The sequence below is a fragment of the Paenibacillus silviterrae genome, from assembly GCF_030167925.1.
GTDB lineage: Bacteria > Bacillota > Bacilli > Paenibacillales > NBRC-103111 > Paenibacillus_G > Paenibacillus_G silviterrae.
Window position 1 is genome coordinate 3,044,554 of the sequence record NZ_JASKUT010000001.1, and the last position, 15,054, is coordinate 3,059,607.

The window sequence follows — 15,054 nt, forward strand, 5'->3', positions numbered from 1 at the left end:
TCCCGTTATTGCTTCAATACCCGCAGCAGCCGCAGCGCTTCGCCGAACGGCGTTTCCACCGCTTCATAGATATGGAGAGTCAAACCGCTGCTCGAATGATCGATCTCACCGAGCTTGATGATGTTCTCACCGTTTCTGATGCGGTTCTCCCCTGTCAGGGGAAGACTTCCGGAGCCGATGATTTTGCCTGTAGCATCCGTAAGCTCCAGCTTCAGATGGGATAAGCCCTGGTCGGCCAGCACCCGCTCCTCCTGCTCCAGCTCTAAATTCAGCTTCGCCTTCATGGTTAAGGTAAACACACCTGTGTTAAAGGTGCTTTGCAGATAATAATCCTTCAGCCGGATTCGGAATGGATACAGATCGAAATCCTCGTTCAGACCTCCTTGCTGAACCTTGGCACGGAAGCCTCCCACCGGCAGGCTGTAAGGCTCCACTGCTTTCGTATCCAGGATGCGCAGAGCCAGGTTTTCCCCCGTCTCTTCCGCAGGAATGACGAAGGTATAGTTCATGATGTATCCGAACTGCGGCAGCAGCGTTTCCGCGGTGGTCCCGACCCGGTTGCCCGTATAGCTCAGCCCCTGCGTATTGACGAGCTCCGCCCGGAAGGAAGGCAGCGGGAGCGGGCTGTCTCCCTTATTGGTTAATTTAAGCTTGGCATTAACCGCCTTATAGTTTTTGCCCCGTTCTTCTAGCAGGTGCATCTCCACCAGGGACATCTCAACGTTCGGATGAATGAGGGAATGCATCAGGTCCAGGAAAATCGGCTGATTCAAGCCATAGGACGGCAGCCGTCCGAACCATGCCGCCGTGCTCTCTGCCTTGGGCAGCTGCAGCGTGAGCCATCCCACTTGGTAGGTTATGGTTTTCTGTGCGCCGGACTGAAACGTATTTTCCGTCAGCACAGCCGCACTCTCCAGCTCTACGTTACCCTCTGCAGGTATGGCAAAATACAGATACTGCTTGCCCTGTGGCGCCAGCCGCTCGGGCGTTTTGCCCGCCCGGGCACCTTTGTACACCTTGGAGCCTGCACGGCCGTCCAGCAGCAGCTTGGGCAGGGTGACTTCCTGAGAGCCCGTATTTTCCACCAACAGGCTGATGATGGTAACAGGCCCTTGCGTACCGACCTGACGATAGCTGCCGATCGGGGTAAAGAGCAGGCCGTCCGCCAGCTCAGGCAGCGCAAACGGCTTACCCCAAGGATAGGCCGATGCTTCCCCCCGGTTGCTTTCGCTTAGACCGGTCCAAACCTTCGTTTCGATCGGAATCCGCAGCTTCTCCTTCTCTACCTTGGGATACACGTCCCAATCGGAATCCACCCACGCAAGATAGTCTAACGATATGAGCGAGGTTGTCTCTACCATCATCATATATTGCAGCTCAACCGATTCCAGCGGCTGAATCGCTGTCGGGTTCAGCGTGCTCGGCTGGAGGATGTATTCCACGCCGTCCTTCGACCGCAGCCTTACCTCGTAGTCCGGAACTCGCGTAAGCTGCTTACCCTGATTGGACAGCTTCACGACAGCCCCTAGCCTCATGCCGTCCGCCGTTCGTTCGTTTACCACACTCTTGACCTCTGCAACCACCGTTTCCGTCAGCTGAAAGGAGGCGCCTTGAGCAACGGCCGCGTTCTCCCCAAGCACGGCATTCATCGGATGCACGGCGGCTACCAGCAAGGAGCCGGCCACTAGCGCTGCTGTCACATTTCGATACCATGAATTCCTCACTGTTTCTCCCCCTGCTTCGTTGCTTCCGGTTCCGCCGTCCGAACCTTCTCCCGGTCCGTCAGCTGGGAATGTCCGGTGGTAATGAGAAGCTCGTTCTCCCGTACCCCCGAAAGCACCTCTTGATTCGGCTCATTAATCCGACCGAGGGTTACCTTGCGCTTCTCCGCTACGCCGCCATTCAAGACGAACACGTAGAACTGGTCGCCTTCCTTGATCACGCTGTACGTGGGAACGGTAAGAACCATTTGATCCGCCTCACTGGCGAGCTGCAGCCGCACCTTCATGCCCGGCTTCAGGTGACCGCTCGCATTGTCAACCTCGACATTCAATTCATACCCTTTGGTTTGCGGATTGAAGAAGGAGGCAAGATAGGAAACTCTGCCTTTATATGGTGCCGTTTCCCCGGCCACATAATAAGACAGCTCCGTCTTGCCGGCTACCTGCTTCGCAGCCGCCTCATTTAAGGATGCTTTAATCTTGAGACGGTCCAGCAGCAGGATGTGCCCGATCTTCACTTCGGGCTGAAGCTGCATACCTGCTTCCAGGTCCAGCTCTGCAAGAACGCCGCTGATGGCAGCGCGCACCTCAAGCGCACCGATCGCTTCCTCCGCCTGCTGAAGCGTCAGCTCGGCATTCCTCAGCTGCACCTCCAGACTGGTCAGCGACTTCGACTCGCCGGAGGCCTGCTGCTTCTTCTTAGCAATCTCCATCTCGAGCTGATGGGCCTGAAGCTCCGCTTTCGCCTGCTCCAGCTGCGCCTTCGTAGCAATGCCGGCGTCGTAGCTGTTGCGCGTGCGGTTGTACTGCTTCGTCAGCCGGTCCAGCTCGGTCTCCTGCTTCAGCACGCCCGCCGCCTGCTCTGAGCGTGCTTCCGCATCAGCACGCTTCGCTTGATCGAGTGCATCCTTCGCGCTCAGTACAGCCAAGGCAGCCCGTTCCCGCTGCATCTGAAGGGCTGGAGAGCTGAGCTTTACGATCAAGTCCCCCTTGCTTACCGATTCTCCCCGCTTCTTATAAATCTGCTCGACGATCCCGCCGGTCGAAGCAACGATATCGGCCTGCACAGAGGACATGACATCGGCGGCTACCTCGGGCGTATCCCCGATCTTCTGCCGTGTGAGCTTCTCCGTGGTAACAAGCTTCACCTGCTCTTGGGCGGTGACAGGCGTTTCCGTACCCAAGAGCGTATCGATTTGCTGACACCCGGCTATGATGACCAGACAAGCGGTCGTTACAGCGAGCAGCTTCATTCGGGAGGGCTTAGGCTGCCGAAGCGCCTTCCGATACGTTCGCAAGCGTGTTTTCCTCATTCCTGATTATCCCTTCTTATCGGACCGGCTGCTGAAGACGGGCCGGCGAAGCCGTCAGCGTCCCGATCCCGTCGTATTCCAGCAGTGTCCGCTTATCTACGTTCCAGGCATTCCTACCATCCAGCAGAAGAGGCCGCAGCATGACGGACCGGAGATAAGCCGGATCCAGATTGACATACTCCGCCCATTCGGTGATCAGCAGCGCCGCCTCCGCACCGGCGAGGGCGTCGCCTACCTGAGCTGCCAGCTGCACACCCTCCGGCACAAGACCGGCCGCTTTCTCAAGCGCGATCGGATCGTGCACGAACACCCGTGCCCCTTCACCGGCCAACGCCTCTATGATGGCCAAGCTGGGAGATTCGCGCAAGTCGTCCGTCCCCGGCTTGAAGGTCAGTCCCAGCACAGCGAGCTTCTTGCCGTAAAGCGTACCCAATCTTTCTTTGGCCTTATGTACAAGATGAAGCTTCTGGGCATTGTTCACTTCAATGACCGCCGACAGCAGCTTGAAATCATATCCGTTCGTGCCTGCCATATAATGAAGCGCATTCGTGTCCTTAGGGAAGCAGCTCCCTCCATAGCCTATTCCTGCGCGCAGGAAGGAGGAGCCTATTCGGGTATCCTTGCCGATAATATCGGCCACCTGCTCCACGTCGGCACCGACTCGTTCACACACATTGGCGATCTCGTTGATGAAGCTGATCTTCATCGCAAGGAAGGCATTCGCTGCGTATTTGGACAGCTCCGCGCTTCTTCGCCCCACTTCGATGTAAGAAATGACGGCCCTCCTGGCAGGCTTCTGTACAAGAGCAGGCATCGAGAAGCTCTGTGCGACAATAGCGGAATAGACCTCCCGCATGATCTGCCAAGCGGTTTCGTTCCCCCCGACTACGATCCGTTCGGGGTACAGCGTATCGGCGACGGCTTGCCCTTGACGGAGAAATTCCGGATTGGAGGCCACGGTGACCTTGCCGTCAAGACCCTCCCGCCTAATGCGCTCTTCCATCCGGTCTCCCGTGCCTACGGGCACCGTGCTCTTAGTGACAAGCAGCGTAGTCGTTTCTTTGTGGCGCAAATAGACCAGCATCTCCTCGAGGCTGGCATTCAGATACGTCAGGTCAGGCGAGCCATCCTCCTGGGAAGGCGTTCCGACGGCAACGAAGACGACATCTGCTTCAAGGAGTGCTTCCGCATAGGATGTAGTAAACGTCAAGCGCTCCCCGGAAGCGTCGAGCAGCTCCTTTAAGCCCGGCTCATAGATCGGCAGCTGCCCTGCCCTCAATCGATCGATTTTCTCGGCATTGACATCAACCGCCGTAACACGATGACCCAAGTAAGCCAGGGTAACCGCTGTGGTCAAGCCTACATATCCTGTTCCGACAACCGCAATATTCATAACGTTCGTCTCCTGTTTCCAGCTCTTAATAAGCATTATTAGGAAAGAAAATGATCCAGACCGTCCGAAGCACAAGCTTAGTGTCGAACCAGATGCTTCGATTCCGAATGTAATACAGGTCGAGAAACACCATTTCATCAAAGGTTAGCCCATTGCGTCCGCTCACTTGCCACAAACCGGTACAGCCGGGAGTTACCGCAAGTCGCTGCCTATGGTAGCCGGTGTACTGGGCCACTTCACGGGGAAGCGCGGGTCTCGGTCCGACCAGGCTCATATCGCCACGAAGCACGTTCCACAGCTGGGGCAGCTCGTCGATGCTCGTTCTGCGGATCCACCGGCCTACCTTGGTGATCCGGGGGTCGTCCTTGATTTTAAACATGGCGCCTTGAATCTCATTTTTCTCGAGCAGGTCTTTCAAATGTCGCTCGGCATCGGGAACCATGGAACGGAATTTAAACATGGTAAATTCGGCTCCGTCCTTGCCCACACGTGTTTGGCTGAAAAAAATACTTCCCATCGGACTTTCCAGCTTCAGCAGGATCGCCACAATGAGCATAAGGGGACAAAGAAGAAGGAGCCCTATGAAGGCCCCTACGATATCCAATATTCGTTTGATCCATAAATACGCCTTCTGCTGCTCCGGCCGGCCCATGAATATGACCTGTGCTTCCGCTCCCGGATGGTAAGCTGCCGTCTTGAGTACTTTTACGTCGCGACTCCATTCGTCCATGGTCCCGTTCTCCTTGCTCCTTTACCCGATAACCTGCTGCATTTGCCGCTGCTTCATGAGCTGCTCCATGGCGAGTCTGAGCGGTACCCCCAGCTCTTCATCCCGCAATGCAAAATCGAGGGTCGTTGTAATGAAGCCCAGTTTCTCCCCTACATCGTACCTTTTTCCCTGGAAGTAGTACGCATAGACCTCCTGAAGCTGATTCAGCTTTTGGATCGCATCCGTCAGCTGTACCTCTCCCCCGGCGCCGGTCTCCTGCTGTTCCAGAATTTGCATGATCTCCGGTGTTAATATGTATCTTCCCATGATAGCAAGGTTCGATGGAGCAAAACCCGGCTTCGGCTTCTCCACAAAGCTGCGAACCTGGTACAGTCTGCCGTCCATCCCTCTTGGCTCAATGATCCCGTAACGGTGCGTCTCCGCGTCCGGCACAGGCTGTACGCCGATGATGGACGAGCCCGTGTTCTCATACTGCTCCATCAGCTGCTTCAGGCACGGCTTCTCCGCCTGGACAATGTCGTCACCGAGCAGCACGGCAAACGGCTCGTTACCAATGAATCTTCTCGCGCACCAGACGGCATGCCCGAGACCGCGGGGCTCCTTCTGCCGGATGTAATGAATCTCTACCTTCGAAGGGCGCTGCACCTCCTCCAGCAGCCTGAGCTTACCCTTCTCCGCCAAGTTGCTCTCCAGCTCGAAGGCATGGTCAAAATGATCCTCGATGGCGCGTTTGCCTTTCCCCGTGACAATAATAATGTCTTCGATCCCCGACGCTACCGCTTCCTCGACGATGTACTGAATGGTCGGCTTGTCGATAATCGGGAGCATCTCCTTGGGCATAGCCTTTGTGGCCGGCAAGAACCGGGTTCCGAGTCCTGCGGCCGGAATAATCGCTTTTTTTACTTTTTTCATGGTTACGGTCCCTCCGCGATTGAATAAGATATGGTCTGGTAGAATAAGAAAAGCTTCTATCGAAGCCATCTCAAGGAAGTACATTCGTGCTTATAATGAAGCTTTTTTTGAAACATCAGAATACTTGAGCTCCGCTCAAAACTAATAAATTCCGATGTTATAAAAATGCTAACTATACTGTCTTATCAGGGACGTACCCGGGTAAAACAGTATAAGTAGAATTTTTATGTTTTCTGACTGGGCATTGAACCCATCCTCACGCCACACCCTCGACAATGAATGTCTAAGGTCATGAAACCCACAGCATGGCCGAGTGCCTACAGTGATACAGGTGCAGTAGACATTACCTGTGATGATGCCCAAGGGCATTACACCGTTTCCTTCGATTTGTTCAGTACGGTACCGAGCAGCCTTGCGTGAATTTGCGTCAGCTGCTCCTGAATTTGCTTGGCTGTGGCTCTCGTGACACGGCCGAATTCCAGCACCAGCACGACACCGTCGCATTTGGCCGCCAGCACCTTGCCGTCGATGAAGCTTAGCGGCGGTCCGTCCACGATGACCATATCATACGACTGCTTCAGCTGAGCCAGCAGCTGCTCCATTCGGGTAGAAGCCAGAAGCTCCGAAGCGTTCTGCGCAATAGGTCCCGACTTGATGATGTCGAGCCCGTTCACTGCCGTAGGCTCAATCGCCTGTTCTAGCTCACAAGTGTTTGACAGATAGGCGCTGAGGCCGCCCGAAGCTTCCCTGCCGAAGTCGCCATAGGGTGTGGACACCCTAAGATCGGCATCTACGAGCACCGTCCGCTTCCCGGAGCTCGCGAAGGCTACGGCCAGCTGCCTGGCATTGGTGGAGCGTCCCTCCCCGCGTCTGCTGGAGGTGAAAGCGATCGTTTGTACGCTCTCTCCAGCCGTGGCGAATTCAATATTCACCCGCAGCGTCAGGAATTCCTCATGGAGCAGTGCTCCCTGCTGCGGCAGGACCCGATTACTTGCCTGTGACATTGGCCACCTCTCCTATCTGGCTTCGCCTCTGCTTCATACTTGTTTGCTGGAGCTGCACCTTCTTCAGCTTGGGGACGCTGGCCAGCACCGGCACTCCGAACAGCTGCTTAAGCTCCGCTTCCTTCTTCAAGGTGTCGTCCATGAACTCCAGCAGGAAGGCCAGCCCGACAGAAATAATAAGCGATATGACGAAACCGATGATGAGCGAAATATTCGTTCTCTGATTGATCGGCTGAGGATTCTCCTTTAACTGCGCCATATTCAGCAGTGAAATATTATCCACCTTCATGATTTTGGGGATTTCACTTTGAAACACCTCGGTTACCGCGTTGACGATTTTCACCGCCCGTTCATATGTCCGGTCCTCTACTGTCAGTGTCATCACTTGAGTTCCGTTTAATTGTCCGATTTTCACCATGGTGATGAGCTGTTCCGCGCTGACTTGCAGATCCGGGTATCGCTGAACCACACGGTTCATGATAGCGGGGGTTTTCATAATCTCGGTGTATGTATTGATGAGCGACATATTGAAGCCGATCGCGCCGAAATCGATCATTTCCTTACCGAACTGATCCAGCTCTACGGTCTTATTGATGATAAGCTTGGTGGATGCCTGATATGTGGGAACATAATTGTAACTACTGAAGGCCGCCGTACATATGGTGGAAATCACGACACAAATGAGAATGAGCCAGAACCGCTTCTTAATGACGCATAAGTATTCTTTGAACTCCATTGCCGTCCTCCTGTTCCGATACGTTATGTATCCTTTGACATTTCTTACTTTACGTTACGATTTGTATCATGTCAAGGGCATTTTTTTAAAAATGTCGATTTATACTCCAAACTGTATCATAATTCACAAAATCATTTTTGCTTCCTCATACCAAGCCTCCTTGGCGGCAAACAGCTTCTGATGCTGCAGCAGCTCCTCCCGGGACAGATCCCACCATCTCCAGCGCAGCAGGAAATCGATCTGCTCCTCTCCGAACCGATACTTGAGCACCTTGGCCGGGATTCCTCCGACGATGGCATAGGGCGGCACATCCTTCGTCACGACCGAGCCCGCAGCGATAATGGCCCCATCCCCCACCGTGACACCCTGCAAAATCGTTGCATTAATCCCGATCCACACGTCGTTTCCGATCTTCGGCGGACGGGATACATCGTTCCACAGCGACTGCAGCTGCAGTCTGTTGCCGGGTCCGTAGGTAGCCGGAGAAGTAGATACATAATGCAGCGGATGCTCCGGCATGCCGATCATGCAATTCGGACCGATCGAGCAGTATTTGCCGATTTGTCCTGAGAACAGATAGCCGTTTAAGGTCACATAGGTGTGGTCGCCGATGCTGACCTCGCGATCCGCCGTTACATGCTTGAATAGACGGACGTGGCTGCCAACCGACACCTTTTCGCCCAGGAAAACGTCTTTCTCCACAATCGTATGCGCCCCAAGCGACACTCCGCTCATCAGCTGGGACTCCTTGCCCACGTAGCAGCCCTCGGCAATCTGCACATCACCGTCAATAAGATGGGTTTCGACCAGACTTCCGGGGAACCGTTTTTTTGTAAGAAAAAGCTTATATGCTTGCTTCATCGCTTTCAGCGGCACTTGTATCACCGTTACCTTTCCGGCTTAAATATGCTACACTTTGTATCCTTTATGTGGTACAATATGTTTCGAGCTAATCAATCATGATGATAAGGAGAATGGTTTATGAAAAAAATAATTTTATTTGGGGAGAGCGCCAACAGCAGCTCCGGCATCTCCCGGTACATACGTGCTCTTGCCAAGGGAGTGCAGGAGCGGAGCCCGGATTTTGAATATACGGTTGCCGCACGGAATTTAAAGTCGATCCCAAACTTCGATAAGCTCGGCGTTCATTATCGCACCCACCCGTTGAAAGGCAGACTGCAGGAGCTTGTCCGCAAAATGCCGGCAGGGGATGCCTTGCTCTTCGGCAGCTCGGATGTCGTTCATGAGCCTAATTATCAATATAGTCAAGTAAAACGGGGAACCAGGACCGTGCTGACCGTACATGACGTGGGCTGGCGCATCGACAAAACGCCTTACGGCTTAGCGCCCGGATTTATTGAAACGGCCGAGCTGGCGATACGAAGAAGCAGCAGAATTATAACGCCTACCGAAACCGTGAGGCAGGATGTCATCCGTTTCTTCAACTACCCTGCGGAAAATATCCATGTGATTCCTCACGGCGTGGATCCTTTGTTCCTGCAGGTGGGTCTTCCCGAGCGCAGCCTGCCGCAGCCGCTGCCCGAGGCATATTGGCTCTTCGTCGGCGCACTCACCGCCCGTAAGAATATGGACCGCGCCATCCAAGCTTTATCCGCCATGACGGTAAAGCTGCCGCTGGTCATTGCAGGAGATGCAACCCCCTACGCGCGCGAGCTGGTGCAGTACGCAGAGAAGCTCGGAGTTCAAGTGCACATCATTAGCGGAGCCGGTGATGAAGACCTGAGGGTTATCTACAGCAAAAGCACCGGGCTGCTCTACCCATCCCTGTGGGAGGGCTTCGGACTTCCGATCATTGAGGCCGCATCGACAGGCACCCCGATTATTACCTCCGGCAATACAGCCATGAAAGAGATTTCGAGCGGCTATTCCCAGCTTGTCGAGCCGTCGAGCGTCAAGGAAATCGCCGCCGCCCTGCAGTGGGTGCTGCAGCTGGACGAAACGGAAAGACAAGAGCTGCGGGTCAGAGGCCGCGAGCTTGCCCGGGCCTATACCTGGGAGCGCTCTATCGATGCACACATCAAGCTCTATGAGCAGATGGTTTCCTGACCTCCCGGGTCAGTGAAACCATCTTTGATAGCTTAACGTGTACGCGAGCTCTCTGCTTCTCGTTCCGAGCTGCTTGGCCGGCACCCCGCCGACGATCGAGTAGGCCGGGACATCCTTCGTCACGACAGCGCCCGCAGCTACCACCGCCCCTTCCCCGAGAGTAACCCCGGGCAGGATGACCGCCCGGCTGCCGATCCAGACATAGTCTTCAATCACAACGGGCTGCTCCACCCCGGCAAAGTCATGCGCGTTCACCTCATGCTCTGCCGTGAGGACCATGACCTCCGGGGAGATGCTCACATTACGGCCGATGACAAGCTTCCCTCTGCCATCCAATAGACAGTCCCTGTTAACGACCGAATGCTCTCCTATACGGACTCCTCCGCGGATCATCAGCTTAAGCCCCATATGAACGGCAGCAGATGAGCTGACGGTCAGGTTGAAGAGTTTGGTGTAGAACAAGTATCTGAGCTTGTGAAAGGGCAGCTTGTTCACTAAATAATTCGCACTGTAGAGCAGAAACTCACCTAACAGTAAACGCACGGACACGTCCCTCCTTTTGTATGATACAATTTGTATACAAGATAATATTATACAATTTGTATCATTTAGGCAATACGTGCCGATGCGAGAAATTCACGAGGAGAGTTCCGCTCCCTGCTACGATGAAGCGCCCTTTTCGGGTCTCTCGGCGCTTCAATCTGCCGTACCTCTTTAATAATCCAAAAAAGCTCCCCGCACCGCGGCAGCAATATGACTACGCCGGAGGCGGGGAGCTCTGATGTTAAGGCGATTCCAGCTTTCGGAGCAATCGCTCGGTGATGACGGCGGCCTCGGCTCTCGTTCCTCCGGCCGCAGGCTCGATCATCTGATCCGCCTTGCCTTGAGCGAGCTTCAGCTGCAGCGCCCGGGCTATGCCCATGCTTGCCCACGAGCTGATGCGCTCACGGTCCCGGAGGGGAGAGAGAAGACCGGACGCTTCCTGCTCTGACAGCCCCTGGCCCTTCCTGCTTGCATCGTACACCCTCGCGGCTATGACGAACATTTGCTCGCGGGTCATCGGCTCATTCGGGGCAAATCGCTCGGCCTCCACACCATCCACCAGCTTTTTCACATATCCGAAACGGATTTCCTCGAAGAACCAATCCGATGGTTTGACATCCTGAAAGGCAACGGGAAGGTCCTCCTGCTGCTTCTCCCCCTTCATGAGGATCCGTAGCAGCATAGCGGCGAACTCCGCCCTATTCACATGTTGATCGGGATCGAAGCTCGACGGCCCGGTACCGTTCAATATGCCTCTCCCGGCAAGCAGCTCAATCTCATGCTTAGCCCAATGCGACTGAATATCGCTAAAGGTTCGACCCGGCTTAAGGATGGAATATACGGTATTAGGAAGCATGTTGAAATGCAGCTTCTCTTGGCGAACCTCCGCAAATACCGGCACCCAGCGCCGCTCTTCCTCGTCGTACCGGTAAAGCTGAGCACCGGACACGCCCGACGGCAAACGCAGCTCGGCTGCGACGGACAGCTTGGCCTGACCGTCCCGAACCCGCAGTTGCCAGGAGGAGCCGGGCCTAGTGAAGCCTTGCGGAGGCGGGAACACATCGCTGTCCGCGAGGATTTCAACCTGAACCTCCTGCCCCCGGTTTATCTTGTGGAGAGGGATGGTCAGCACACCGCCGTTCCCTACGACTCGCAGCAGCACCTCCCGCTCCTGCATTTGTTCGGCGATCGCTCCGGTCAGCTGCAGGGTCAGCTGCTTGCCGTCCTCCACCTGCAGCTCCAGAATTTGCAGCTTCGGTTGGTCTTTCAGTAGAGCTGCGATTTTCCCTTCATCCAACCTTACTGTCACCTTATTACCTGACGTTGTTTGGGTTACCCCGTCATCAGGCTTGAGGATCAAGCTCGTGCCCTCTGCGGCAGGAGCCGCCGGATTGGAGCCCATTCCGCCGGACCAACCCCCGCCTGCACCGGTGGGAATCTGCGGCACGCCGCCCCCAGGTGGCCGCTGACCGCCCGGGGTCTGTGTACCTCCGCCGGGTGTTTGCGTTCCGCCTCCCGGAGTCTGCGTTCCGCCGCCAGGTATCTGTCCGCCGCCCGTCCAAGCCGGTGCGAACAATGTCCCGCTCCAATCGTAATCCCATCGCGGATAAGTAGTAACGAGTCCGTCGGAGCTGAACGTAAGCTTGACGGCATCGTCCTCTTGAAATCCCGCAAGCACATGCGAAACCGGCTGCCCTTGCGTGACCTCCAGCCTCTCCGGCTCTGACACCGGTGCCGGCGCGACCGGCCCAAGCGTTTGGCTTTCGCTCGACCAGTACACGGCCGGTGTATGTACGTCGTTCCCCCAGGCGTTCCAATAGTCAAAGGCAAACGGGTAGGATTGGCCCGCCTTAAGCTCCACAATTGCCTTCAGCTTTCCGGATTTCGGTGCAATGACCGTTTCTCCGCCGATCTGAAGCTGTATATCCTCTTCATTATCCGAACGGATCTGGAAGGTGTAGGTTTCCGAATATTCCGGACGAATAGTACCCGTCCATCTCCATCTGCCTCGCTCGGCCGGAAGCGTTTTGCCCGTACCCTTCACATAATCAATAACAGCTACTTGCTTCGTATAGAGCGGCGTTTGATAGCTATCATCCTCCAACGCATATCGCTGCTCGTTGAAGGTCCCGTTCGAGCGGGTCGGATATTTCCCCGTCTCTATCTGAACCGTGCCGCTAAGATTCGGCGTAAACCGGAGTACGGCCCCACCGGCGGAGCGTTCAGCGGTCGGACTGCCAAGCACGGGCCCCGGCTCGTTCTCCTCAATCATCAGCATTCTCGGATAGTCGGTAACTTGCAATCGCACCTTCACTTGGTTGTAGGTGGACTCGACGACCGTAACGGGCATTCTCGTTCCTTGTACAGGATCGTAGGCGTACACATTCGAGCCGCTGCCGCGCACATTGGACAACGTAATATCGAAGGTTTGATCCGGCATTTGGTAGCGGGCAGGATCCCACAGCTGCTTGGAGCTGTCCCACACATGGGCCAAATTCCGGGTAACCACGTAATAACCTATGGCAAACCTGCCCTCGTCGAGCTGATACGGCAATATGGCCAAATCGTCGCCGTGATAGCGGGAAGGATGCTCCGGCGTGCCGTCGCCCTCATACACGAGACGCGGCTCATACTCGGTAATCCCTTCCACCTTCAGCGGACGCGGCGTTGCGACCGGTCGGCCGGTGCGCATCAGCGCCGACAGATTCGTAAGCGATGTAAGCTGCGGACCAGCCAGTCCTCTGACCTCCGGCGTCAACTGGTACTGCGACTGTGCCAGCTTCTGAAAGAACGAATCCGGAATCATCGAGAAGCCTATTTCAGATTTCACGGCATACAAATCGATCGTCTCCAGCCCTTTATGCCCATAGAACAGATAATTACGGAGTGTGGATTTGGCTCCCATGTGCTGCATAAGCGAAACCAGGCGCGGGTCATCGACATGGGTTCCCAGCTTTGAGGCAAGATCGTCAGCGATGGGCCTGCGGTGAAAATTGGTCTCCGTCATCCACAGCTTCCCCGTCTTCCCGCCTCCCGGACTGGCATATCGGTGGTGAAGCGGCATGGAGCCGGGAAACGGCTGAACATCGCGTGTCACAAACTCGGTTTCGTAGGCGTAAAACCGCATTTCCGGAAAGCCGGCCTCGTGGGGAGGCACATAATAGCTGCCCGGAACCGTCTGGTCGGGATTCCCGGGAACCTCCTGCCCGTCGCGACCGCCCAGCGCATTCAGATATACCTTTGTCGAATCGGTATGGCCTTCAGCTATGTAAGATTCCCCCGGTTTAAACCCGGTGTAATAATGTCTGCTGATGCCATGCTGGGTGGGCCACATGTCCGTGCCGTTGTCCCAGGGACGCTGGTTGGAGAAGCCGCTCAAGACCCGTACGCCCGGCAGCCGGTTCTCCGGCTTACTGACAAAGTCCGCCGTCAACGGCAAAATCAGCTCGTGCCCCAGGACGGTTTTCCCGCCGCCGGTATATTGGATTTTCCCCGTCAAGGGCAGGTCTGGCTCATAATAGTTGTTAAGACTGAGGAATTCGGAACCGAACGTGTACTCGTTCCAAACCTCCAGATCGAAGCCGGCATCTGCCTGTCCATCCGATTGGAGATTGTCCTTCACGAAACGAGTTACTGTTGTAATATATTGCGTCCAGCCACGGACCGTTTCCGCAGAAGCCGGGTTAGGTGTGCCGTCGGAATAGCTTGGCTCGGAGAAGGGCAAATATTTAAGCGTAGAAAGCTCTATGGGGCCTGCTTTGAGGTCGTTAGCCAAAGGCGCGGAGAGGGTAACCTTCCCGGTTGCGCTCTCAACGGCGGTGATGATCGGATACATGGTTTGGTAATGGACGGCATGCAGACCGGTATAGTTCAGCTTGATTCCGCTGACCTGCTCCAGATAGAGATGCCGGTCCCCTGCTTTGGCATCACGAACAAGGCGAGCTTGCGTAATGCGGCTTGGGCTTGGCATACCGGAATTCGCATTGAGCAGAATCATCGGCCTAATCCCATGGTTCGCCAGTGCACGCAGCACCTTTCCGATATGCTCGTGACTCCGAGGCTTCAGCTTGGTGTCGTCGTCGTAATCCAGATTGTCCCAGCCTATCTCCACACGCGCCGAACGAATCCCTGCCTCAGCGAGCAGCTTAGCAACCGCCTCGGCCTCTTCGTGAGCCACGTTAAAATTCACGCCCAGCGTCTCGAAGTATTTCCTTGCGTCCCATGTATCCATGTAGCTTTTCCATGGGGCATGATAGAACGAACGCTTGCCGAAATCCACTTCTTGCTCGGCCGCATTGACATACGGCATAGGCACTTCCCGCTTCATCGTCGTTTCGTCCCATGTGCCGACGCGCCGCAGCTTCCGTTCCGTCTCACCGTCAAACCTGACATCAGCGCTTACGTAGCCGTTCACCGATAAACTAGACAAAAGCAATGCCATAGCTACGGTGAGGCTGTATCTCTTTTTCACCTCATCCACTCCCATTTATTAGTCTATTTATTTATTTTTTCCACAAATCATATTATATCGACAAATGGAGAACGCCGGATGATGCCCAAAGCGCATTTTCTCAGTAGGAAAACAGCTGCCCCGAGTAGTACCATATGCTCAGAGCAGCTCCAGACCTTACACCT

11 protein-coding genes are annotated in these 15,054 nt (G+C 55.2%); 1 reads left to right on the forward strand and 10 read right to left on the reverse strand.

Annotated features, from left to right (window positions below):
• Positions 1-5 precede the first annotated feature (5 nt).
• The 8 genes from QMO62_RS13930 to QMO62_RS13965 form a co-directional block, all read right to left on the reverse strand.
• Positions 6-1,724, reverse strand: coding sequence for a hypothetical protein (locus tag QMO62_RS13930; protein ID WP_284641746.1), 1,719 nt, complete (start codon positions 1,722-1,724; stop codon positions 6-8).
• Positions 1,721-3,034: an efflux RND transporter periplasmic adaptor subunit gene (locus QMO62_RS13935; RefSeq protein WP_284641748.1), complete on the reverse strand. Its 1,314-nt coding sequence runs from the start codon at positions 3,032-3,034 to the stop codon at positions 1,721-1,723. The genes QMO62_RS13930 and QMO62_RS13935 overlap by 4 nt, the downstream gene beginning before the upstream one ends.
• A gap of 16 nt (positions 3,035-3,050) precedes the next feature.
• Positions 3,051-4,427 (reverse strand): UDP-glucose dehydrogenase family protein, encoded by a 1,377-nt coding sequence (locus tag QMO62_RS13940; RefSeq protein ID WP_284641750.1) that lies wholly within the window; start codon positions 4,425-4,427, stop codon positions 3,051-3,053.
• 25 nt (positions 4,428-4,452) lie between these two features.
• Positions 4,453-5,157 (reverse strand): sugar transferase, encoded by a 705-nt coding sequence (locus QMO62_RS13945; RefSeq protein WP_284641751.1) that lies wholly within the window; start codon positions 5,155-5,157, stop codon positions 4,453-4,455.
• Between the two features lie 21 nt (positions 5,158-5,178).
• Positions 5,179-6,069 (reverse strand): UTP--glucose-1-phosphate uridylyltransferase GalU, encoded by an 891-nt coding sequence (gene galU, locus QMO62_RS13950; RefSeq protein ID WP_284641753.1) that lies wholly within the window; start codon positions 6,067-6,069, stop codon positions 5,179-5,181.
• 368 nt (positions 6,070-6,437) lie between these two features.
• Positions 6,438-7,073 (reverse strand): CpsD/CapB family tyrosine-protein kinase, encoded by a 636-nt coding sequence (locus QMO62_RS13955; RefSeq protein ID WP_284641755.1) that lies wholly within the window; start codon positions 7,071-7,073, stop codon positions 6,438-6,440.
• The gene (locus QMO62_RS13960) at positions 7,057-7,809 is read right to left on the reverse strand and encodes a YveK family protein (RefSeq protein WP_284641758.1); all 753 of its coding nucleotides are present in this window, start codon (positions 7,807-7,809) and stop codon (positions 7,057-7,059) included. The genes QMO62_RS13955 and QMO62_RS13960 overlap by 17 nt, the downstream gene beginning before the upstream one ends.
• Positions 7,810-7,932: 123 nt before the next feature.
• Positions 7,933-8,670, reverse strand: a complete 738-nt coding sequence (locus tag QMO62_RS13965; protein WP_284641760.1) for a xenobiotic acyltransferase family protein — start codon at positions 8,668-8,670, stop codon at positions 7,933-7,935.
• 120 nt (positions 8,671-8,790) lie between these two features.
• On the opposite strand from QMO62_RS13965, the gene QMO62_RS13970 reads away from it, so the two are divergent.
• Complete coding sequence (locus QMO62_RS13970; protein ID WP_284641762.1) at positions 8,791-9,876, forward strand: glycosyltransferase family 4 protein; 1,086 nt, start codon at positions 8,791-8,793, stop codon at positions 9,874-9,876.
• A 9-nt stretch (positions 9,877-9,885) separates the two neighbouring features.
• On the opposite strand, the gene QMO62_RS13975 is transcribed toward QMO62_RS13970, so the two are convergent.
• Together QMO62_RS13975 and QMO62_RS13980 are read right to left on the reverse strand one after the other, a co-directional pair.
• Positions 9,886-10,419: an acyltransferase gene (locus QMO62_RS13975; protein WP_284641764.1), complete on the reverse strand. Its 534-nt coding sequence runs from the start codon at positions 10,417-10,419 to the stop codon at positions 9,886-9,888.
• Positions 10,420-10,660: 241 nt separating this feature from the next.
• The gene (locus QMO62_RS13980; protein WP_284641766.1) at positions 10,661-14,890 is read right to left on the reverse strand and encodes an S-layer homology domain-containing protein; all 4,230 of its coding nucleotides are present in this window, start codon (positions 14,888-14,890) and stop codon (positions 10,661-10,663) included.
• Between the last annotated feature and the right edge of the window lie 164 nt (positions 14,891-15,054).

Bases quoted from the DNA above. Each gene is read 5' to 3' on its own strand.
- QMO62_RS13935 (WP_284641748.1), bottom strand. From the start codon at position 3,034: ATGAGGAAAACACGCTTGCGAACGTATCGGAAGGCGCTTCGGCAGCCT.
- QMO62_RS13940 (WP_284641750.1), bottom strand. From the start codon at position 4,427: ATGAATATTGCGGTTGTCGGAACAGGATATGTAGGCTTGACCACAGCG.
- QMO62_RS13945 (WP_284641751.1), bottom strand. From the start codon at position 5,157: ATGGACGAATGGAGTCGCGACGTAAAAGTACTCAAGACGGCAGCTTAC.
- galU (WP_284641753.1), bottom strand. From the start codon at position 6,069: ATGAAAAAAGTAAAAAAAGCGATTATTCCGGCCGCAGGACTCGGAACC.
- QMO62_RS13955 (WP_284641755.1), bottom strand. From the start codon at position 7,073: ATGTCACAGGCAAGTAATCGGGTCCTGCCGCAGCAGGGAGCACTGCTC.
- QMO62_RS13960 (WP_284641758.1), bottom strand. From the start codon at position 7,809: ATGGAGTTCAAAGAATACTTATGCGTCATTAAGAAGCGGTTCTGGCTC.
- QMO62_RS13965 (WP_284641760.1), bottom strand. From the start codon at position 8,670: ATGAAGCAAGCATATAAGCTTTTTCTTACAAAAAAACGGTTCCCCGGA.
- QMO62_RS13970 (WP_284641762.1), top strand. From the start codon at position 8,791: ATGAAAAAAATAATTTTATTTGGGGAGAGCGCCAACAGCAGCTCCGGC.